At 71.4% G+C, this 21475-nt stretch carries 20 protein-coding genes; 14 read left to right on the top strand and 6 right to left on the bottom strand.

What is annotated here, in order from left to right; genetic code table 11:
• Position 1 precedes the first annotated feature (1 nt).
• The 9 genes from AC1HIL_RS21060 to fabG are packed head-to-tail and all read left to right on the top strand — an operon-like array spanning position 2 to position 9293.
• On the top strand, positions 2–652 hold the full coding sequence (locus AC1HIL_RS21060; RefSeq protein WP_261205617.1) for a COG4648 family protein: 651 nt from the start codon (positions 2–4) through the stop codon (positions 650–652).
• Positions 653–698: 46 nt separating this feature from the next.
• Positions 699–2417 (top strand): AMP-binding protein, encoded by a 1719-nt coding sequence (locus AC1HIL_RS21055; protein WP_479669929.1) that lies wholly within the window; start codon positions 699–701, stop codon positions 2415–2417.
• Positions 2414–3451 (top strand): acyl-CoA synthetase, encoded by a 1038-nt coding sequence (locus AC1HIL_RS21050; RefSeq protein ID WP_422096923.1) that lies wholly within the window; start codon positions 2414–2416, stop codon positions 3449–3451. Before AC1HIL_RS21055 ends, AC1HIL_RS21050 begins: the two co-directional genes overlap by 4 nt.
• Entirely contained in the window at positions 3408–4067 is a 660-nt protein-coding gene (locus AC1HIL_RS21045) for a LolA-related protein (RefSeq protein WP_479669928.1), read from the top strand. Before AC1HIL_RS21050 ends, AC1HIL_RS21045 begins: the two co-directional genes overlap by 44 nt.
• Positions 4064–6493, top strand: a complete 2430-nt coding sequence (locus AC1HIL_RS21040) for an MMPL family transporter (protein ID WP_479669927.1) — start codon at positions 4064–4066, stop codon at positions 6491–6493. Before AC1HIL_RS21045 ends, AC1HIL_RS21040 begins: the two co-directional genes overlap by 4 nt.
• Positions 6494–6509: 16 nt before the next feature.
• Complete coding sequence (locus tag AC1HIL_RS21035) at positions 6510–7331, top strand: polysaccharide deacetylase family protein (protein ID WP_479669926.1); 822 nt, start codon at positions 6510–6512, stop codon at positions 7329–7331.
• Positions 7328–8092: a class I SAM-dependent methyltransferase gene (locus AC1HIL_RS21030; RefSeq protein WP_422096926.1), complete on the top strand. Its 765-nt coding sequence runs from the start codon at positions 7328–7330 to the stop codon at positions 8090–8092. Before AC1HIL_RS21035 ends, AC1HIL_RS21030 begins: the two co-directional genes overlap by 4 nt.
• Entirely contained in the window at positions 8089–8565 is a 477-nt protein-coding gene (locus AC1HIL_RS21025; RefSeq protein WP_261205624.1) for a hotdog family protein, read from the top strand. Before AC1HIL_RS21030 ends, AC1HIL_RS21025 begins: the two co-directional genes overlap by 4 nt.
• A complete protein-coding gene (gene fabG / locus AC1HIL_RS21020; protein ID WP_413763458.1) occupies positions 8562–9293 on the top strand; it encodes a 3-oxoacyl-ACP reductase FabG in 732 nt (243 codons plus the stop codon). Before AC1HIL_RS21025 ends, fabG begins: the two co-directional genes overlap by 4 nt.
• On the opposite strand, the gene AC1HIL_RS21015 is transcribed toward fabG, so the two are convergent.
• The 5 genes from AC1HIL_RS21015 to AC1HIL_RS20995 all read right to left on the bottom strand — a co-directional run bounded on the left by AC1HIL_RS21015 (position 9290) and on the right by AC1HIL_RS20995 (position 12881).
• Positions 9290–9982: a P-loop NTPase family protein gene (locus AC1HIL_RS21015; protein WP_057596214.1), complete on the bottom strand. Its 693-nt coding sequence runs from the start codon at positions 9980–9982 to the stop codon at positions 9290–9292. The genes fabG and AC1HIL_RS21015 overlap by 4 nt on opposite strands.
• Before the next feature lie 49 nt (positions 9983–10031).
• Positions 10032–10262: a hypothetical protein gene (locus AC1HIL_RS21010; protein WP_296733491.1), complete on the bottom strand. Its 231-nt coding sequence runs from the start codon at positions 10260–10262 to the stop codon at positions 10032–10034.
• A 120-nt stretch (positions 10263–10382) separates the two neighbouring features.
• A complete protein-coding gene (locus AC1HIL_RS21005) occupies positions 10383–11678 on the bottom strand; it encodes a type II toxin-antitoxin system HipA family toxin (protein ID WP_422096927.1) in 1296 nt (431 codons plus the stop codon).
• Entirely contained in the window at positions 11675–12031 is a 357-nt protein-coding gene (locus AC1HIL_RS21000) for a helix-turn-helix domain-containing protein (RefSeq protein ID WP_261205628.1), read from the bottom strand. Before AC1HIL_RS21000 ends, AC1HIL_RS21005 begins: the two co-directional genes overlap by 4 nt.
• Before the next feature lie 91 nt (positions 12032–12122).
• The gene (locus AC1HIL_RS20995) at positions 12123–12881 is read right to left on the bottom strand and encodes a hypothetical protein (protein WP_057596210.1); all 759 of its coding nucleotides are present in this window, start codon (positions 12879–12881) and stop codon (positions 12123–12125) included.
• Positions 12882–13029: 148 nt separating this feature from the next.
• Here AC1HIL_RS20995 and smc point away from each other — a divergent pair, with 148 nt between their 5' ends.
• The 5 genes from smc (at position 13030) to def (ending at position 20981) form a co-directional block, all read left to right on the top strand.
• Complete coding sequence (gene smc, locus AC1HIL_RS20990; RefSeq protein WP_261205630.1) at positions 13030–16545, top strand: chromosome segregation protein SMC; 3516 nt, start codon at positions 13030–13032, stop codon at positions 16543–16545.
• Positions 16546–16558: 13 nt separating this feature from the next.
• Positions 16559–17656 carry a cell division protein ZipA C-terminal FtsZ-binding domain-containing protein gene (locus tag AC1HIL_RS20985; RefSeq protein WP_057596208.1) on the top strand — a complete coding sequence of 366 codons (1098 nt, stop codon included), beginning with the start codon at positions 16559–16561 and terminating at the stop codon, positions 17654–17656.
• Between the two features lie 80 nt (positions 17657–17736).
• Positions 17737–19830, top strand: a complete 2094-nt coding sequence (ligA, locus tag AC1HIL_RS20980; protein ID WP_479669925.1) for an NAD-dependent DNA ligase LigA — start codon at positions 17737–17739, stop codon at positions 19828–19830.
• A gap of 110 nt (positions 19831–19940) precedes the next feature.
• Positions 19941–20381 (top strand): hypothetical protein, encoded by a 441-nt coding sequence (locus AC1HIL_RS20975; RefSeq protein WP_261205632.1) that lies wholly within the window; start codon positions 19941–19943, stop codon positions 20379–20381.
• A 60-nt stretch (positions 20382–20441) separates the two neighbouring features.
• Positions 20442–20981 carry a peptide deformylase gene (gene def / locus AC1HIL_RS20970; RefSeq protein ID WP_057596930.1) on the top strand — a complete coding sequence of 180 codons (540 nt, stop codon included), beginning with the start codon at positions 20442–20444 and terminating at the stop codon, positions 20979–20981.
• 6 nt (positions 20982–20987) lie between these two features.
• Here def and AC1HIL_RS20965 read toward each other — a convergent pair whose 3' ends face one another.
• Positions 20988–21377 carry a DoxX family protein gene (locus AC1HIL_RS20965; protein WP_057596931.1) on the bottom strand — a complete coding sequence of 130 codons (390 nt, stop codon included), beginning with the start codon at positions 21375–21377 and terminating at the stop codon, positions 20988–20990.
• Positions 21378–21475 lie beyond the last annotated feature (98 nt).

The following is a 21475-nucleotide window of genomic DNA, read 5'->3' as shown; positions in this document are numbered from 1 at the left end:
CATGTCACGTTGGCGTCTGGCGCTCCTGCTGCTGGTGGGGGTGGCCTATGCCGGTGCTTCCCACTGGATGATGCTGTTCCACGCCACCGAGCCGTGGGCGGTGGTCGTGCTGCTCGGGCCGCTGTGGCTCGCCGCCATGGGCTTCGCCGCCAGCCGCTTCGGCCGCTGGGGCTTCGCCGCGGTGGTCGCGCTGGGCCTGGCCGGCTTCGCGCTGGTGCTCAGCGGCGAAGCGGGCGACACCAACCGGCTCTACGTGTTCCAGCACGTGGCCATCAATGCCTTGCTGTGCGGCTGGTTCGGCTCCACGCTGCGCGGCGACAGCGTGCCGCTGATCACCCAGTTCGCGCAGCGCGTGCATCCGTTGCGCGGCGCGATGCGGGCCTACACCACGCAGCTCACGCGCATCTGGACCGCTTATTTCGCGCTGGTGGTGCTCTCGTCGATCGTGGTCTACCTCACGCTGTCGTTCTCGGCCTGGTCGCTGCTGGCCAACGTGCTGACGCCCGCCAGCGTGGCGCTGCTGTTCGTCGGCGAACACCTGCTGCGCTACCGGCTGCACCCCGAGTTCGAGCGCACCCGCATGGTCGATGCGGTGCGCGCCTTCTACGGCAACTCGTCGGCCGACAGCGGCGCCGGCGGCGGCCCGCGCTGAGCCCCGCCGGCCCGGCGGACCGACACGAAAGAGGAAAAGGCACCGCGTGACACCGAATCCTGGCCTGCTGCCGCTGCTCGCCGAGCGCGATCCCGATGCGCCGCTCGCCTGGCGCGCCGGCGTGCCGCTGAGCACGCGCCGCTTCCTGGCCGACGTGGCCCGCCTCGCGCCGCAGCTGCCGGCCCACGGCGCCGCGGTCAATCTCTGCTCCGACCGCTACGACTTCATCGTCGGCATGGCCGCGGCCCTGGTGCGCGGCCATGCCAGCCTGCTGCCGCCCGACGCGCGCGCCGACACCCTGTCGCGGCTGCGCGAATCGCATGGCGAGGGGCTGTTCGCGCTGGTCGACGACCCGGCGCTGCAGACGCCCGGCATGACGCGGCTGGTGATCGAGAAAAGCGCCGGCCCGGCGCCCGCCGAGGCGGGCGACCCGGCCGCCGTGCCGATGATCGACGCCGAACGCCACGCGGCCAGCCTGCTGACCTCGGGCTCCACCGGCGCGCCCCAGCCGCATGCCAAGACCTGGCGCACGCTCACGGGCGACGTGGCGGTGGCGGTGGAGCGCCTGTGCCGCGTGCTCGATCTTCCTTCGCTCGCGGGCCTGACGCTGGTTGCCACGGTGCCGGTGCAGCACAGCTACGGGCTCGAATCCTCGGTGCTGCTGGCCATGCTCGGCGGCGCCGCCTTCGACAGCGGCAGGCCCTTCTTCCCGGCCGACGTGGCGCAGGCGCTGGCCTCGGTGCCGCGGCCGCGCGCGCTGGTGACCACGCCGTTCCACCTCAAGACGCTGCTGCTGTCGGGCATCGCGCTGCCCGAGGTCGACCTGATCCTCTCGGCCACCGCGCCGCTGTCGCCGCAGCTGGCCGCCCAGGCCGAACAGGCGCTGCACGGCGTGCTGCTCGAGATCTACGGCAGCACCGAATCGGGCCAGGTCGCGATGCGCCGCACCACCGAGACCGAGGTCTGGGAGACCTTCGGCCAGATCCGCGTGCATGCCGAGCCGGGCGGCGAGGACGGCAACGAGCGCTTCATCTTCAGCGGCGACTTCCTGCCCGAGCCGACGCCGATGGCCGACGTGCTCGAGCTGCTCGACGAACGCCGCTTCCGGCTGTTCGGCCGCGCCAACGACCTGATCCACGTGGCCGGCCGGCGCAGTTCGCTGGCCCACCTCAACTACCACCTCAACAGCATTCCCGGCGTGGACGACGGCGCCTTCTGGCTGCCCGACGAGGTGGCCGACGGCGTGGTGCGGCCGATCGCCTTCGTGGTGGCGCCCGAGCTCACGGCGGCGGCCATCGTCGGCGCGCTGCGGCAACGGCTGGAGCCGGTCTTCGTGCCGCGGCGCGTGGTGCACGTGAAGGGTTTTCCGCGCGAGGGCACGGGCAAGCTCACGGTGCGCGCGCTGCGCGAGTTCGCGCTGGCGCAACTGGCCGAGGACGGCACGCCGGTGCGGCTCGTGCACACGGTGCCGGTCGACCATCCCGCGTTCGCGGGCCACTTTCCGGGCCAGCCGCTGCTGCCCGGCGCGCTGGTGCTGGCCGAGGTGCAGGAGGCGATCCGCCGCGTGCCGGCGCTGCTGGCCCGGCTCGGCCCCAACCCCACGCTGGCCGCGGCCAAGTTCCTGGCGCCGGTGCGCCCGGGCGCGGTGCTGGCGATCGAGCTGAACCCCGAGGCCGCCGGTGGCGGTGTGCGCTTCGACGTGCGCTGCGACGGCGTGGTGGCCGTCACCGGCCGCTGGACCCCCGTGGCAGAGTCGCCGCGATGAAGCACACCGAGGCCGAGACCCGCGCGGTGAACGCCGCCGCCCGGACCGCGCCCCCCGCGGGCGGCGCCACCGCCGACGCGGCCGACTGGACGCGCGCCCCCGAGCGCAGCAACATGCTCGCGCTGCGCTTCATCTGCTTCATGGCGATCTTCTTCGGCCGCCGCATCACGCGACTCCTGCTGCCGCCGATCGCACTGTATTTCCTGCTGTTCGCGCCCACGCCGCGGCGCCACATCAAGCGCTACCTGTTCCGCGCCATCGGCCCGCAGGCCGGCTGGGTCGACGGCTTCAAGCTGCTGCATGCCTTCGCCTCGACCGTGCTCGACCGGGTGTATTTCCTGCGCGGGCGCATGGACCTGTTCGACTTCCGCATGGACGGCCAGGTCGAGCTCGAGACAGCGGCGCTCGAAGGGCGCGGCGCCTTCCTGCTCGGCGCGCACGTGGGCAGCTTCGAGGCCATGGGCGCCTGCAAGCGCCAGCAGCCCGACCAGGCGCGCATGCGCCTCGCGATGCTGATGTACCCGGACAACGCGCAGCGCATCACCGCCATCCTCAACGCGATCAGCCTGCCCGAGGCGCGGCCGCACGTGATCGCGCTGGGCCGGCCGCACTCGATGCTCGCGCTGCGCGACTGGCTCGACGGCGGCGGCATGGGCGGCATGCTGGCCGACCGCACGCTGCCCGGCAGCGAGGAACAGCCCGCGCAGCAGCGCGGCAACAACATCGTGCTGCAGTTCCTGGGCCGCGACGCCAGCTTCAACGACGGGCCGTTCCGGCTCGCGGCGCTGCTGCGGCGGCCGGTGTTCTTCATGGCCGGGGTCTACCGCGGCGGTGCGCGCTACGATGTCCGCTTCGAACGCCTGGCCGACTTCGGCCAGCGCCCGGCCGATGCCGCCGAGCGCGAACGGCTGATCCGCGCCGCGGTCGAAGCCTATGTGGCGCGCCTGGAGGCGCTGTGCCGCGCCTACCCCTACAACTGGTTCAATTTCCATGATTTCTGGCTCGAAGATGCAGATGCGCCCGCGGCGGCTTGAACGGTTCTTCCAGGCCCTGCTGCTCGTGCTGGCCTTCGGCGCCGCACCGGCCTGGGCCTTCGACCTCAACGAATTGATGGGCCTGCTGGCCAGGCAGAAGAGCGGCGAGGCCCGCTTCACCGAGCAGCGCTTCGTGCACGGCCTCGAAGGCCCGCTCGATGCGCGCGGCACCTTGAGCTTCGACGCGCCCGACAAGCTGGTGCGCCGCACGCTGTCGCCGCGCGTCGAGACCATGGCGGTCGAGGGCAACACGCTGACCCTGTCGCGCGGCGGCCGCAACCGCACGCTGGCGCTCGACAGCATGCCCGAGCTGCTGGGCCTGGTCGAAGCCATGCGCGGCACGCTCAGCGGCGACGGCACCACGCTGCAGCGCTATTTCCGCAGCACCGTGACCGGCTCGGCCAATCAATGGGCGCTCGACCTGACGCCGATCGACAGCCGGCTCGCGGCCCAGGTGCGCAGCATGCGCATCAGCGGGCGCGCGAGCGACGTGCTCGGGCTCGAGATGGAGTTCGTCGGCGGCGACCGCTCGGTGATGAACATCGTGCCCGACCGTCCCGCGGCCCAGCCCGCACCGGCCGCGCCGGCCGCGCCGGCCGGGCGCACCACGCCGTGAGCGCGACCGCGCCGCAGGGGCCGCCGAGCTGGCAGCGCCGCGCGGTCGTGCTGCTGGTCTGGGTGGCGCTGCTGCTGGCCGGCGTGTTCGAGATCTCGCGCACCCAGTTCAACGCCGACCTGTCGGCCTTTTTGCCCAAGAGCCCGGATGCGCGCCAGCGCGTGCTGATCGAGCAGCTGCAAAGCGGCGTGGCCTCGCGCACCCTGATGCTGGGCCTCGAGGGCGGCACGCCCGAGGCGCGGGCGCAGGTGTCGCGCGCGATGGCGAAGACCATGCGCGAGAGCCAGCTGTTCGACCTGATCCAGAACGGCGACACCGGCGACTGGACCGAGGCCGGCACCTGGGTGTTCCAGCACCGCTACCAGCTCTCGCCGGGCGTGGCGCCCGAGCGCTTCACGGTCGAGGGCTTGCGCGACGCGATCAACGAGACGCTGTCGATGCTCGGCACGCCGGCCGGCAACGTGATCAAGCCCTTCCTCGACCGCGACCCCACGGGCGAGACCACGCGCATCGCCGAGGAACTGGTGCCGGCCAGCGCGCCGCGCAGCGAAGGCGGCGTGTGGATGTCGCGCACCGCGCCGCGCGCGCTGATGATCCTGACCACGCGCGCCGCCGGCAGCGACCTCGACGCGCAAGCGGTGGCGATCGCGCGCGTACACGCGGCCCACGAGGCGGCCACGCGCGACCTGGGCGAGGCCAGGCCGCAACTGCTGCTGACCGGCCCGCCGGTGTTCTCGGTGCTCAGCCGCGACAAGATCAAGACCGAGGCGATCCATCTCGCGATCGTCGGCGGCATCGTCATGGGCGGGCTGCTGCTGCTGGCCTTCGCCTCGCCGCGCGCGCTGGTGATCGCCTTCCTGCCGGTGGCCACCGGCGTGGTGATCGGCACCGCGGCGGTCAGCTGGGTCTTCGGCTCGGTGCACGGGCTCACGCTGGGCTTCGGCAGCACGCTGATCGGCGAGACCGTCGACTACGCCATCTACTACCTGATCCAGGCGCGCGGCGCCGCCGTGCCCGGCACCGGCTGGCAGCGCTGGCGCACGGTGCACTGGCCCACGGTGCGCATCGGGCTGCTGACCTCGGTCTGCGGCTTCGCGGCGCTGGTGTTCTCGGGCTTTCCGGGCCTGGCCCAGCTGGGCGTGTTCTCGATCGCGGGCCTGGTCGCGGCCGCCATCGCCACCCGCTACGCGCTGCCGATGCTCGCGCCCGACGGTGCCACCGGCATGGGCATGCGGCGCCAGATGGCGAGCTTCGCGGGCCTGCTGGTGCGCAACCTGCCGCGCCTGCGCTGGCCGCTGGCGGCGCTGGGCGTGGCCGCGGCGGCGCTGGTGCTGTGGCAGGGCGGCCACCTGTGGCGCGCCGACCTCAGCGCGATGAGCCCGGTGCCGCGCGCGCAGCAGCAGCTCGACGAGATGCTGCGCAACGACATCGGCACCAGCGACGGCGGCATCATCGTGATGGCCAACGGCGCCGACGCCCAGGCGGCGCTTCGCAACAACGAGGCCGCGAGCGCGAAGCTCGGCGCGCTGGTCGACCGCGGCGATCTCGGCGGCTTCGAGACCGTGACGCGCGTGCTGCCGAGCATCGCGGCCCAGCAGGCGCGCCTGGCGAGCCTGCCCGATGCCGACACGCTGCGCACCCGCCTGGCCGAGGCCACGCAGGGCCTGCCGTTGCCGGCCAGCCGGCTCGCGCCCTTCGTGGCCGATGTCGAGGCCGCGCGCCAACTCAAGCCGGTGCAGCTCGACGAACTGCGCGAAGGCCCGCTGCGCGCGGTGGTCAGCTCGCTGATGTACGAGCGCCCGGGCGGCGGCTGGTCGACGCTGATCGCGCTGCATCCGGGACCGAAGTTCGAGCAGGCGAGGCTCGAGGCCGCGCTCGCCGGCGTGCCCGAGGTGCAGGTGGTCGACGTGGGCCGCGAGCTCGGCGGCCTCTACCAGCGCTACCTGCACGAGGCCTTCGTGCAGGTGCTGCTGGGCGCGCTGGCGGTGGTCGTGCTGCTGGGCATCTACCTGCGCTCGGGCCGGCGCCTGCTGGCGGTGTGCCAGCCGCTGCTGTTCGCCGTGATGCTCACGCTCGGCGGCATGGCCGTGATGCAGGCCGCGCTCGGCATCCTGCACCTGGTGGGGCTGCTGCTGATCGTGGCGGTGGGCTCGAACTACGCGCTGTTCTTCGACCAACTGCGCACGACGGGCCGGGCCGACGAGGACACGCTGGCCTCGCTGATGCTCGCCAACCTGACGACCGTGGTCTCCTTCGGCCTGATCGCGATCTCCGACATTCCCGCGCTGTCGTCGATCGGCCGCGTGGTGGCGCCGGGCGCGCTGCTGGCGCTGCTGCTGTCGGCCGCCTTCGCGCGCCGCGTGGCACCACCCGCGACACCACCCGTGGGCGAGGCGGGGTCTTCGGGCGACGGCGCGCGCGGCTGACGCACAATCCCGCGCCATGTCGACCGCACCCGCCACCCCCGAATCCTGGCCCTGGCCGCCCGCCATCCGCGCCAGCGCGGCCTGGCACGCGGCCGCCGTCGGCGCGGGCGTGCTGGTGCCGGGCGCCTGGCCCTGGGCCCTCGGCGCGATCGTGCTCAACCATGCGCTGATCACCGCGGCCGGCCTCACGCCGCGCAGCCGGCTGCTGGGCCCCAACGTCACGCGGCTGCCCGCGGCCGCCATCGCGCGCCGCGAGGTGGCGATCACCATCGACGACGGCCCCGAGCCCGCGGTGACGCCGCGCGTGCTCGACCTGCTCGATGCCCATGGCCAGCGCGCCACCTTCTTCTGCATCGCCGAGCGCGTGCAGGCCCAGCCGGCGCTGGCGCGCGAGATCGTGGCGCGGGGCCACAGCATCCAGAACCATACGGCGCGGCACCGGCACAACTTTTCCTTCCTCGGCCCGCGCGGCTTCGCCAGCGAGATCGCGCGGGCGCAGCAGATCCTGGGCGAGGTGACGGGCCAGCGCCCGAGCTGCTTTCGCGCGCCGGCCGGGCTGCGCAACCCCTTCCTGGAGCCGGTGCTGCACCGGCTCGGCCTGTCGCTCGTGAGCTGGACCCGCCGCGGCTTCGATACCCGCGAGGGCGATGCGCAGCGCGTGCTGGCACGCCTCACGCGCGGCCTGGCGGCCGGCGACATCCTGCTGCTGCACGACGGCAATGCCGCGCGCACCGCCCGTGGAGAACCCGTATTGCTGGAGGTACTGCCCTTGCTGCTCGAACGCCTGCGCGCCGATGGACTGCGCGCCGTGACCCTGCCCGAGGGGCTTCGGGAATGAGCACCGTGCTCTCGACCGACGGCGCCTGGCGCGAGCTGCACGAGGCCGCCACCGATCCCTACAGGAAGGGCGGCAGCTTCGCCTGGCATTTCGCGCGCGGCAAGCTCGGGCGCGATCCGGTCTTCCGCGGCCTGCTCGAACGCGGGCTGATCGATGCGCGGCATCGCCGCGTGGTCGACATCGGCTGCGGCCAGGGCCTGTTCGCGAGCCTGCTGGCCTCGATGAGCCGCATGCAGCAGCAGGGCCGCTGGCCCGCGCGCTGGGGCGCCACGCCGAGCGCCGCCGAATACACCGGCATCGAGCTGATGCCCAAGGACGTGGCGCGCGCCGAGGCCTCGATCGGCCATCTCGAGCCCGCGCCGCGGCTGCTCTGCGCCGACATGTGCGCGGCCGATCTGCCCGATTGCGACCTGGTCGTGATCCTCGACGTGCTGCACTACGTGGACCATGCCGCGCAGGAAGGCGTGCTGCGCCGCGTGCGCGACGCCTTGCAGCGCGGCGGCAGTCCCCGGGCGCGGCTGCTGCTGCGCGTGGGCGATGCCTCGAGCCGCCGCGGCTTCGCGATCAGCCAGTGGGTCGACCGCACCGTGACGCGGGTGCGCGGCCACAAGGTGTCGCCGACCTGGGGCCGTCCGCTGGCCGAATGGATGGCGCTGCTCGAGCGGCTGGGCTTCGGCGTGCGGAGCATCCCGATGAGCGAAGGCACGCCGTTCGCCAACGTGCTGCTGGTGGCCGATCTGGTGCCGGAGCTCGCGCGATGAGCTTTGTGCCGCAGACGCTCGAGCGCGACGGCATCGCGCAGCGCATTCCGCACCGCGGCAGCATGTGCCTGCTCGAACGGCTCGAGGGCTGGGATGCGGAGACGATCCGCTGCAGCACCACCACCCACCGCCAGGCCGACAACCCGTTGCGCACGGCCAGCGGGCTGCTGGCGCCGAATGCCATCGAGTACGCCGCGCAGGCCATGGCGCTGCATGGCGGGCTGCTGGCGAGCGAAGGCGCCACGCCCTCGGCCGGCTTCCTCGCGAGCACGCGCGGCGTGCGCACGACGGTGGCGCGGCTCGACGAGGTCGAGGGGCGCCTGCAGGTCGAGGCGCGGCGGCTGTCGGGCGACGCCCGGCAGGTGATGTACGAGTTCTGGCTCAGGGACGGCGAAGGCCGTGCGCTGGCCGACGGCCGCGCGGTGGTGGTGCTGAACACGCCGCTGGCCCTGGACACCCCGAAGGAATCATGAGCCTCCAAGGAAAACGCGCCCTGATCACGGGCGCCAGCGGCGCGCTCGGTGCCGCCATGGCCGAGCGCTTCGCGCGCGACGGCGCGACCGTGCTGCTGCATGCGAACTCGCGGCCCGAAGCGGTCGAGCAGCTGGCCGCGAAGATCGCCGCGGCCGGCGGCAAGGCCGAATGCCACGTCTTCGACCTGCGCAGCGACGAGGCCTGCGCCGCTGCCTGCGCGCGCATGCTCGAGCCGGGGCCGGTGCAGGTGATCGTCAACAACGCGGGCGTGCACGACGACGCGGTGCTGCCGGGCATGCGCGCCGAGCAGTGGCACAAGGTGATCGACATCTCGCTCAACGGCTTCTTCCGCGTGACCCAGCCGCTCTTGCTGCCGATGATGCGCACCCGCTGGGGGCGTGTGCTCAACATCTCGTCGGTGGCGGCGCTGGTGGGCAACAAGGGCCAGGTGAACTACGCCGCGGCCAAGGGCGCGCTCAACAGCGCGACCAAGGCGCTGTCGCTCGAGGTGGCCTCGCGCGGCGTGACGGTGAATGCGATCGCGCCCGGGATCATCGCCTCGCCGATGGCCGACGCGGTGTTCGACCCGGCGGTGATCCAGCAGATGGTGCCAGCCAAGCGCGCCGGCAAACCCGAGGAGGTGGCGGCGCTGGCAGCCTTCCTCGCGAGCGACGAAGCCGGCTACATCACCGGGCAGGTGATTTCCGTGAACGGCGGGATGATCTAGAGCGGCAGCGTGTCGAAGGCCGCGTACGCGGTCGCGAGCCAGGACTTCACGCGCTGCCTTTCGAGCAGGCCCAGCGCGTGCGGGCCTTCACGGTCGTTCACGGCCTTCCAGAAGCTGGTGCTCTGCGCATCGATCTTGCGCATGCTGGCTTCGTGCAGCCGCGGCAGCGCGATCACGCGCGCGCCGTTGGCGGTGGCCTTGGACATCGACTGCGAGCCGAGCAGGGTGCCGAAGTCGCTGCCGCGGCCGTAGTTCTGCACCACGATGTAGTTGGGCCGGTTGCCGAAGGTATCGACCAGCGTGCCGAGCAGGTCGGAGGAGTCCTTGCCGTCGTCGAGCACGTGCCAGAAATTGACGGTCACGCCGATCTCGGCGAAGACGTCGAACAGGTCGGATTCCTTGATCCAGCGCGCCAGCGGTGCCAGCGTCTGCGCCGCGAGGTCGACGATCACGCTCTGCTGCGGGTGGGTCTCGAAGCCGTTGACCACCGTGTCGAGCCCTTCGAAGCTGTCGACCACCACGGGCGAGGCGAAGCCTTCGTAGAAGCGGGTGAACGAACTGTGCGAGCGGTCGGTGTCGAAACCCGTGAAGGAGCGGCTGTGGTCGATGAAGTACTGGGCCAGGACCCGTGCCGTGACCGACTTGCCGACCCCGCCTTTTTCGCCGCCGATGAAATTGATGGAGCTCATGGTGTCGCTGGTAGATGTGGAAGATTCAGGGAGCCGGCGACAGTTTGCCTCAGCTTCCGGGGGCGGGTTCCCGGGACGAGGGCGAATCGCCCGAACGGCCGCTGTCGCCGCCGTGGGGCTGGCCGTGCGGGGAGGGCGCGGCGAGGCCTCCGTCGCCGCCGCCGATGAAGCGGCGCCTCGCGGCCGTGAAGGCGGCGCTGCCGGCACCGAGCAGGCCCAGGGCGGCGCAGGCCGCGCCCGCGTCGATCAACAACTCCAGAACCACGATACCGACTCGCATGCGCCAATCCCCGTCATGTTGCGTTGAACTATGTCACCTGGGCGGACGCATCATCGCGGAAAGTTGTGCGCGTGTGTATCGCCGGCCTTGCCGCGATGCCGGCTCCGCCAGGCCGGGAGTCTATTGGCCGCGCCGGGCCATGCCCTGCAGCAGGGGGTGGGATTGCAGGCGCTGCCGCAGCCGCGCCTTCCAGGGCGCGGGCAACGTGGCGCCGTCGATCATCGCGGGCCATTGCTCGCGCGCGCGGCGCGCGGTGTCGCCGATCACGCGGCGCACCTGCGGCTCGTGCAGGCCGGCCGAGAAGCAGAAGGCGCGTACGTTGGCCGGGCTGAACAGGCCGCTGCGCTTCGGGGCTGCCTTGCCCGCCGCGGGCAGCAACGGCAGCGCATGGCCCTCGACGCCCTGCAGCGCCGCGTAGGCCACGATGTCGTAGGCCGGCGCGAAGCGCGGCGAGGCGCCATCGGGATAGAGCACGCCGAAGTTCTTCAGGTGCGCATCGGGATTGCCGAGCAGCTCGTTGACCGCGAGCCGGCGCACCAGCTCGAGCACCGCCTCCTCGCCGAGCGAGGGAAAGGCCCGCATCGCGAGCGCCATGTCGAGGTAGCTGCCGCCGTACTTGTGCAGCGGATCGAAGCCCAGCACCTGGGCGAAGTCCTCGAAGTGGATGCGGCGCGCGCCTTCGCGGTCGAAGCGCGTGACGGCAAGGAATTCGGGCTCGTCGGGCAGGGCGTAGCTGTGCTCGGCCGAAATTGCGGACAGCGGCGCGAGTTCGGCATGGCAGACCGCCACGCCCGCGGCGGACGCCATCTGCAGCGAGAGCATCTCCAGCTGCGGCATGTGCGGCCGCCCGGCCACGGGCAGCTTGGCGATCACGCGCGTGCTGGCGCCGGCGCGGGTGCGCGCCACGTAGCGCCCGCCCTGGCGGCGCAGGCCCAGCTTGGGCTGCACGCCCGACACCGAGATGCCCTGCGGCATCGGCAGCTCGACCACCGACATCTCGAGTGCGTCCTGGTCCTGCGTGATGAGCCGCTGCAGGGTGGCGCGGTCCACCGACACCGGGCGCGCGCTCACCGCGCCCGGCAGGTCGCCGCCGCAGGCCGCGAGCAGCTCGAAATGGTCGTTCTCGCGGCAGCCGCGCAACTGGGCGATGTGGCTGCGCAGCACGCCTTCGGGCAGCAGGTTCTGGAAGAAGCGCGGCAACTGGCCGCCCTGCGCATTGAACAGCGGATTCTTGACGTCGCTCCAGAGGGCGGCCTGCGAGGCGGCATCGTTCGCCACCATCGACAGCGACAGCACCTCGGCCGGCGGCGCCGCGACGATCTCGGGCTCGGCCACGAAGCGGCACAGGTCGGCGTACTGGAACAGCTTGCCGAAGCGGCGCGCGCCGAGCGCGATTTCGAGGATCTTGACGTTCATGGCGAGCGCCTGCGCGAGCCGCGGCGGGCCGGGGCGCCGGGTGCGTAGGGCGGCGGCGCGGGCGACTGTGCCATGGCGGCCACCGCGGTGCCCACGCGCGTGGGAACGGGGCGGTAACCGGCATCGGTGTCGAGCGCGGCGCTGGCGCCGAAGCCCTTGGGCGCCAGCTGCAGCTCGAGCCCCAGCGCATCGACCAGCGCGAGCAGCGAGGACATCTGCGGATTGCCCTGCGGTCCGAGCGCGTTGCGCACCGAGCGCTCGGTCAGGCCCGAACGCTGCGCGATCTCGGCGCCCGTGAGGCCGGAGGCCTCGCGGCGGGCGATCAGCGCGGCGATCAGTTCCTGTTTGGTCATGGAAAGATATTACCGCAAATACGAAAATCGGAAATATGTTTCCGATGTCTTCCTGGGGCCGAGGCAAAGGCGGCGTGCCGCCCGCCCGGATTCAGCGCGGCACCAGCGTGAAGAAGGGCATCACCACGCCCATCACCCAGTTCTGTCCGAAATCGAGCGCCGCGCGCCGGTACTTCTCGTCGGCCTGGGCCGCCAGCAGGTCGAGCCGCGCAACCACCTTCGACAGCTCGCGGTCGGCCACGAGATTGCGGCCGCGTTCGCTGATCTCGGTGGCCAGCAGCAGCGGCTGGCCGTCGGGGCCGGTCTTGGAGGCGATCAGCCACAGCGAGATCTCGAAGTTGCGCGCGGCCCGGTAGCTGTTCTCGGCGTTGACGCCGTCGATCATGGACTGCTCCCAGGTGTCGCCGTTGGCCTGCTTGAGCATCGAGGCCCAGCCCACCACCAGCGCGGCCACGCGGTCGCCCTGGTAACCCTGCGGCCCGGTGTCGAAGGCCAGGCGGATCGCCTCGATACCGGTGGCGCCGTGCAGCTCGGGCAGGTCGGGCCCCTGCGTCACGGCGGTCCAGGCGCGCTGGCTGGCGGCGTCCATGCTGGCGGCCGACTTGCGCCATTCGCGCGGATTGCGCCGGTAGAGCGTGGTCTGCACGCGCCGTATCGATTCGAGGTTGTCGCGCAGCGAGAGGTTGGCGATGCGGTTGGCGCCGGACTGCAGCCACTCCTGGTTGGCATAGGGCTCGGCGCGCTGGGTGTTCTGGAACGCGCCGCAGCCGCCGAGCCCGAGCAGGGCGCCGGCGCCCGCCAGCAGCCAGGCGCGGCGGTCTTTCAGGGGAGAAACCGAGGATTCGCTCATGCCCTGACGTTATCATCCACGGCTGGGGCGGCGGCCTGCTTCAAGCGGCGGGCCCGTGCAATTTTCCTTACAAATCAATACCTTGGCGTTAATTGTTGACCTGACCTCCCGGGCCGGGACACAGTGACGCAGGACAGGCCGACAAGTCGTGCGTCTCAATTCCATCAAGCTCTCGGGCTTCAAGTCGTTCGCCGAACCCACCAACTTCCTGCTGCCGGGCCAACTGGTCGGGGTGGTCGGGCCCAACGGTTGCGGCAAGTCGAACATCATGGATGCGGTGCGCTGGGTGCTCGGCGAATCGCGTGCCTCGGAACTGCGCGGCGAGTCGATGCAGGACGTGATCTTCAACGGCACGACCTCGCGCAAGCAGGCCAGCCGCTCGAGCGTGGAACTGGTGTTCGACAACGCCGACCACCGCGCCGGCGGCCAGTGGAACCAGTTCGGCGAAATCGCGGTGCGGCGCGTGCTCACGCGCGACGGCACCAGCAGCTACTTCATCAACAACCAGCCGGTGCGCCGGCGCGACGTGCAGGACGTGTTCCTCGGCACCGGTCTGGGCCCGCGCGCCTACGCCATCATCGGCCAGGGCACGATCAGCCGGATCATCGAATCGAAGCCCGAGGAACTGCGCCTGTTCCTCGAGGAAGCCGCGGGCGTCTCGAAGTACAAGGAACGCCGCCGCGAGACCGAGAACCGCCTGGGCGACACGCGCGAGAACCTCACGCGCGTCGAGGACATCCTGCGCGAGCTCAACGCCAATCTCGAGAAGCTCGAGAAGCAGGCCGAGGTGGCCGCACGCTACAACGCGCTGCAGGGCGATGCCACGAAGAAGCAGCACCAGCTGTGGTTCCTCAAGCGCGCCGAGAGCGAGAGCGACAAGGCGCGCATCAAGGCCGAGTCCGAGAAGGCGATCAACGACCTCGAGTCGCGCACGGCCGACCTGCGCCACATCGAGAACGAGCTCGAGACCGTGCGCCAGGCCCACTACGGCGCCGGCGACCTGGTGAATCAGGCGCAAGGCAAGCTGTACGAGGCCAGCGCCGAGGTCGGCCGGCTCGAGGGCGAGATCCGCTTCGTGGTCGAGGGCCGCCAGCGCGTGGAGCAGCGGCTGGTGCAGTTGCGCGAGCAGATCGCGCAGTGGGACAACCGCCGCGTCGAGGCCGAGGCCGAGATCGAAACGCTGGCCGGCCAGGGCGTGGACGCCGAGGAGCAGGCCGTGCTGCTCGCGGCCCAGCTCGAGGAGCACGACGCGCGCATGCCCGAGCTCGAGGAAGCGCAGCAGCGGGCGCAGGACCAGGCCAATTCGCAACGCACGGCCGTCGTGCAGGTGCAGCAGCAGATCCAGGTGCTGGCGGCCGACCAGCGCAACATCGAGGAGCAGTCGCGCCAGCTCAACCAGCGCAGCGAACGGTTGCGCGCCGACCAGAACGCACTGGCCGCGCCCGACGAGGCGAAGCTGGTGGCGATGCAGGAGCAGCTCGAGGCCGCGCAGGAAGCGGCCAGCGAGGCCGACGCGCGGCTGCAGGACCTGCAGGAAGCGGTGCCGCGGCTCGACGACGACCGTCGCACGCGCCAGCAGGCGGTGAACAGCGAGGGTGCGCGCCATGCCGAGCTGTCGGCGCGGCTCGAGGCATTGCGCGCGCTGCAGGAGAAGGTCAAGACCGACGGCAAGCTCGCGCCCTGGCTCGCCAAGCACGGGCTCGACGGCCTGCAGGGCCTGTGGAGCCGCATCCACATCGAGCAGGGCTGGGAGAACGCGCTCGAATCCGCGCTGCGCGAGCGCCTGGGCGCGCTCGAGGTCAGCCGCCTCGACATGGTCCGCGCCTTCGCCAACGACGCGCCGCCCGCCAAGCTGGCCTTCTTCAGCCCGCCCGTGGCCGGTGTGCCCGAAGGCGCCGCCAGTCTGCCGCGGCTGTCGAGCCTGCTGCGCCTCAACGACGCGGGCCAGCAGGCCTTGCTGGCCGACTGGCTGCACGGCTGCTACACCGCCGCGAGCTTCGAGGAGGCTCTGGCCCAGCGCGGCGCGCTGCAGCCCGGCGAGACGATCTACGTGCAGAGCGGCCATGCGGTCAGCGCGCACGGCGTCAACTTCTACGCCCCCGACTCCGAGCAGGCCGGCATGCTGGCGCGCCAACAGGAGATGGAGAACCTCGACCGCCAGTTGCGCGCCCAGGCGCTGATCAGCGAGGAGGCCCGCGCGGCCCTGGTGCGCGCCGAGGCCGCCTACGCCGACGCCGCGCAGCGGCTGGTATCGGCGCGCCGCGAAGCCGCCGACACGCAGTCGCGCGCGCACGAATTGCAGGTCGAGACGCTGCGCCTCACGCAATTGGCCGAACAGACCCGCGCGCGCAGCGAGCAGCTCGCGGCCGACCTCGGCGAGGTCGATGCCCAGCTCGAGGAACTGCAGGAGCGCCGCATCGCCGCCGAGGGCCGCTTCGAGGAGCTCGACATGCAGCTGGCCGACAGCCAGGAGCGCCATGCCGAGCTCGACGAACGCGTGATCGAGGCCGGCCGCGCGCTGGCCGCCAGCCGCGAGCAGCACCGCAGCCTCGAACGCCAGGCGCAGGAAGCCACTTTCGCGCAGCGCACGCTCGAGGCGCGCCGCGGCGAACTCAACCGCTCGATCGAGACGGCCTCGCAGCAAACCGTGGCGCTGGCCGACGAGGACGAGCGCGCCCGCGGCGAACTCGGCCGGCTGTCGGATGCTGCCGCCCAGGCCGGGCTGCAGGACGCGCTGGCGCTCAAGCTCGAGCGCGAGACCGCGCTGGGCGCCGCGCGCAGCCAGTACGACGACCTCACGCTCAAGCTGCGCGCCAGCGACGAGCGCCGGCTGCAGCTCGAGCGCGAGCTCGACCCGCTGCGCCAGCGCATCACCGAATTCCAGCTCAAGGAACAGGCCTCGCGCCTGGGCTTCGAGCAGTACGAGCAACTGCTGGCCGATGCCGGCGCCGACCTCGAGGCCATCGCGCTGTCGATCGAGACCGACAAGGTGCGGCTGGCCGGCCTGCAGGGCGAGATCGACCGGCTGAACCGCGAGGTGGTGGCGCTCGGCGCGGTCAACCTCGCGGCGCTCGACGAGCTCGCGGTGGCGAGCGAGCGCAAGGTCTTCCTCGATGCGCAGTCGAGCGACCTCAACGAGGCGATCACCACGCTCGAGGACGCCATCCGCAAGATCGACGCCGAGACGCGCGACCTGCTCGGCGGCACCTTCAAGACCGTGAACGAGCACTTCAGCCGCATGTTCCCCGAGCTGTTCGGCGGCGGCAACGCCAAGCTGATGATGACCGGCGACGAGATCCTCGACTCCGGCGTGCAGGTGATGGCGCAGCCGCCGGGCAAGAAGAACCAGACCATCCACCTGCTGTCGGGCGGCGAGAAGGCGCTGACCGCGATCGCGCTGGTGTTCGCGATCTTCCAGCTCAATCCCGCCCCGTTCTGCCTGCTGGACGAAGTGGATGCGCCGCTGGACGACGCCAACACCGAGCGCTACGCCAAACTCGTGACCGCCATGAGCCGTGAAACCCAGTTCCTCTTCATCAGCCACAACAAGATCGCCATGGAAATGGCCGAGCAGCTGATCGGCGTGACGATGCAGGAGCAGGGCGTGTCGCGCATCGTCGCGGTCGACATGGAAGCGGCGGCCTCGATGGTCGAGGCCGCCTGAGGCGCGCGCACCCATGAGCAATCTCACGCTTGCCCTGGCCATCCTCGGTGGCCTCGTCCTCGCGGCCGTGATCGGCTACGACGCCCTGCGTTCGCGCCGCAACGCACCGCGCCAGCCCGATGCGGCCGATGGCGATCCGGCCGATGCGCAGCGCGCACCGTCCGACGACGGCTACGAGCCGGTGATGCACGTCGATCCGCGCCAGGTGCCGACGAACGACCGGCATGAACCGCTTTTCGATCCCGACCTGCCCGCGCCCGGCACGCTGCCGGTGCCCACGGGCGAGCGGCGCGGCGGGCTCGATCCGCTGATCGACGTGATCGCGCCGATCTCGCTCGATGGCCTGGCCTCGGGCGACGCGGCCATTGCCGCCATGCCGCCGACGCGCCGCGCGGGCAGCAAGCCGGTCGCCATCGAGGGCCTGAACGAGCACTCGCGCCAATGGGAGCCGCCCGTGCCGGGACAGCGCTACGGCGCCTTCCAGGTCGGCGTGCAGCTGGCCAACCGCACCGGCGCGCTCAACGAGATCGAGTATTCGGAATTCGTGGTGAAGGCCCAGGCCTTCGCCGACGCGCTGAACGGCGCGCCCGAGTTCCCCGAGATGCTCGACGAGGTGGCGCGCGCGCGCGAGCTCGACCAGTTCGCCAGCGCGCACGATGCGCAGCTGGGCTTCGTGCTGCGCGCATTGCACGCGGCCTGGAGCCCGGGCTACGTGCAGCAGAACGCCGCGCGCCTGGGCTTCGTGGCCGGCATCATCCCGGGCCGCATGGTGCTGCCGACCAGCGAGCTGGGCCTGCCGCCGATCCTCGGCCTGGCCTTCGACACCCAGGCCGCATTGGCCGACGACCCGGCGCAGTCGGCCATCCGCGAACTGAGCCTGAGCCTCGACGTGCCCCAGGTCGACCGCGGCGAGCAGCCCTTCACCCGCATGCGCGAGATCGCCGCCACGCTGGCGCGCGAGATGGACGGCGTGGTGACCGACAGCGACGGCCAGCTGCTGCGCGACGAGACCATGGACGCCATCGGCGCCGACCTCGAGCAGCTCTACGACACGCTCGACGCGCGCGACCTCGCGGCGGGTTCGCCGCTGGCGCGCCGGCTGTTCAGCTAAGCCGTTCCCGCCATGCACAAGGCCGCCCAGCCCGCCACGAAGCGGTCGGGCGGCCGCATCGTTTTTTCGGAAGACACCCCATGACCACGCGCGACGAAGCGGCCCGCGAAGCCGCCGACCTGAGCGAGAAGCTCCATCACAACGCCCATCTCTACTACGTGCTCGACGCGCCCGCGCTGCCCGACGCCGAGTACGACCGCATGTTCCAGCGGCTGCAGGCGATCGAGGCCGAGTTCCCCGACCTGCGCACGCCCGACTCGCCGACGCAGCGCGTGGGCGGCAAGGCGCTCGACGGCTTCGTCAAGGTGCGCCACAGGGTGCCGATGCTGTCGATCCGCACCGAGACCGACATCACGCCCGGCGGCGCCAGCAGCTTCGACGCGCGCGTGCGGCGCGAGCTCGGCCTGGCCGAGGACGGTCCGCAGATCGCCTACGTCTGCGAGCTCAAGTTCGACGGGCTCGCGATGAACCTGCGCTACGAGAACGGCGTGCTGGTGCAGGCCGCCACACGCGGCGACGGCGAGGTCGGCGAGGAGGTCACGCAGAACATCCGCACCGTGCGCGAGATCCCGCTGCGCCTGAAGGGCAACGCGCCGCCGGTGGTCGAGGTGCGCGGCGAGGTCTACATGAAGCGCGCCGACTTCGAGGCGCTCAACGAGCGCCAGCGGCAGAGGATCGCGGCCGGCCAGAAGAACGAGAAGGTGTTCGTGAACCCGCGCAACGCGGCCGCGGGAGCGGTGCGGCAACTCGACCCGGCGATCGCCGCCGAGCGGCCGCTGAGCTTCTTCGCCTACGGCCTCGGCGAGGTCACGCCGCCGGCCGAGGGCGGGCCCGACTGCCCGACCCAGTTCGACTGGCTGCAGCAGTTCCATGCCTGGGGCTTTCCGGTGGCGATACAGACCGCGCGCGCGACCGGCGCGATCGAGCTGATCGCGTTCCACGAGAACATCGGGCGCCAGCGCGACAGCCTGCCCTACGACATCGACGGCGTGGTCTACAAGGTCGACAGCGTCGAGCTGCAGCGCCAGCTCGGCTTCGTCTCGCGCGAGCCGCGCTGGGCCGTGGCGCACAAGTACCCGGCGCAGGAGCAGATCACCGAGGTGCTCGGCATCGAGGTGCAGGTGGGGCGCACCGGCAAGCTCACGCCGGTGGCCAAGCTGGCGCCGGTGTTCGTCGGCGGCGTGACCGTGACCAACGCCACCCTGCACAACGAGGACGAGGCGCGCCGCAAGGATGTGCGCGTGGGCGACAAGGTGATCGTGCGCCGCGCGGGCGACGTGATCCCCGAGGTGGTGGGCGTCACGCCCGAGAGCCTGGCGCGGCCCGAGGGCGAGCGCGGCGCCGTCTTCACCATGCCGCGCAAGTGCCCGGTCTGCGGCTCGGACGCCGTGCGCGAGGAGGGCGAGGCCGACTACCGCTGCACCGGCGGGCTGTTCTGCGGTGCCCAGCGCAAGGAGGCGATCCTGCATTTCGCCGCGCGCCGCGCGGTCTACGTCGACGGGCTCGGCGACAAGCTGGTCGAGCAGATGGTCGATGCCAACCTGATCCGCACCTTGCCCGACCTCTACAAGCTGGGCTTCACCACGCTGGCGGGGCTGGAGCGCATGGCCGACAAGTCGGCGCAGAACCTGGTCGACGCGCTCGAGGCCTCGAAGAAGACCACGCTGCCGCGCTTCCTGTTCGGCCTGGGCATTCGGCACGTGGGCGAGAGCACGGCCAAGGACCTGGCCAAGCACTTCGGCAAGCTCGACGCGATCATGGACGCGAGCGAGGAGCTGCTGCTCGAGGTCAACGACGTCGGCCCGGTGGTGGCGCAGAGCCTGCGCACCTTCTTCGACCAGCCGCACAACCGCGAGGTGGTCGAGCAACTGCGCGCCTGCGGCCTGAGCTGGGAGGAGGGCGAGCCCGCGGCGCGCGTGCCCAAGCCGCTGGCGGGACTGACCTTCGTCATCACCGGCACCCTTCCTACGCTGAGCCGCGACGAGGCGAAGGACAAACTGGAGATGGCCGGCGCCAAGGTCGCCGGCTCGGTCAGCAAGAAGACCCACTACCTGGTGGCCGGCGAGGACGCCGGCAGCAAGCTCGACAAGGCGCGCGAGAACGGCGTCGAGGTGATCGACGAGGCGCGGATGCTGGACATACTCGCCAACGGCGTGCCTCCGGCCGCGGAATGAGAGGACGGCGTCCTCCTTACCGGCCGTTACGCGACTTCACACCAGCGCAGTCAACAGGGCCTACAAGCTGGTACGTTGAATGAACGCAGAAGGCTGACAAGGAGACCCTCATGCAGAAAACTCGTGTTCTCGGTTTATGCCTCGCCGCCGGCGGCCTCGCGCTGCTCACCGGCTGCGTCGCGGTGCCCGGCGATCCGTACTACAGCGGGGGCTACTCGGATCCCTACTATTCCGACCCGGTGGTGGTGCAGCCCGCGCCGGTCTACATCAATGGCGGGGCGTACTACGACCGCCGTCCCTACTACCGCGACCGGCCCTACTACGGGCGCCCCGGCTATCCCTACCCGCCGCGTCCGGGCTGGAACGGCGGCGGCGGGCGTCCGGGCTGGGGCGGTGGCCGCCCGCCGGTCGTCGCGCCGCCCGTGGGGCTGCCGCCGCAGCGGACCGTGCCGGTGACCCCCGGCACCGGGCGTGGCGTGCCGGGCGCCCTGCCGGGCATGCCGGGCTATGTGCCGCAGAACATCGCCCCGGGCTCGCCGCACCAGCAGTAAGGCGGCCGCGAAAGGCCGGGCGCGTCGCGGGGCGCGAGTGCCGTCGCGATAATCCGCGCCATGGCCATCCACGAAATCCTCAAGATGGGCGATCCGCGCCTGCTGCGCATCGCGCAGCCGGTCACCGCCTTCGACACCGACGAACTGCACCTGCTGGTGCGCGACATGTTCGAGACCATGCATGCGGTCAACGGCGCCGGCCTCGCGGCGCCGCAGATCGGCGTCGACCTGCAACTGGTGATCTTCGGCACCGACGTCGTGAATCCGCGCTATCCCGATGCGCCGCCGGTGCCGCGCACCGTGCTGCTGAACCCGGTCATCACGCCGATCGGCGAGGCCGAGGAAGAGGGCTGGGAAGGCTGCCTGTCGGTGCCGGGACTGCGCGGCGTGGTGCCGCGCTTCTCGAACATCCGCTACACGGGCTTCGATCCCTACGGCGACCCGATCGACCGCACGGCCAGCGGCTTCCACGCGCGCGTGGTGCAGCACGAGGTCGACCACCTGCTGGGCAAGCTCTATCCGATGCGGGTGCGCGACTTCTCGCGCTTCGGCTACACCGAGGTCCTGTTCCCGGGCCTCGACGCGGCCGACGACGATTGAGCCGGACTACTTGTTGTTGAGCCCGAAGCGGCCGCCGCCCGTGAACGCGAGCGCGATGGCCGCGAACAGGAACATGCCCTGCAGCTCGAGCGCCCAGCCGCCCTGGCCGTTGAGGGCGCCGAGGTCCTTGCGGTGCACCAGCCAGATCGCCACGAGCATGTTGATCGCCACGATCGCGGCAGCGGGCCGCGTGTACAGGCCGATGATCAGCAGCACCGGCGCGACGATCTCGCCCACGTAGACCAGGTAGGCCAGCACGCCCGGCAGCCCGTGCGAGGCCAGCATGCCGCCGATGCCGTCCACGCCCTTGCTCACCTTGGCGATGCCGTGCAGCAGGATCAGGATGCCCAGGGCGACGCGAAGAATGAGCTTGCCGGTGTCGTCGGACTTGAACATGGTCGGGGTTCCTCGGTGATGGTTCGAAATGTTGCGAGGGCCGTATGGTAGTGAAGAAACGGCATGCATCGGATCAGGCATCCATGGCGCATGCACGG

Source organism: Variovorax sp. ISS6 (genome assembly GCF_056523145.1).
Note: the sequence above shows the minus strand (reverse complement) of the source record. Positions and strands in the feature narration are given on the sequence as shown.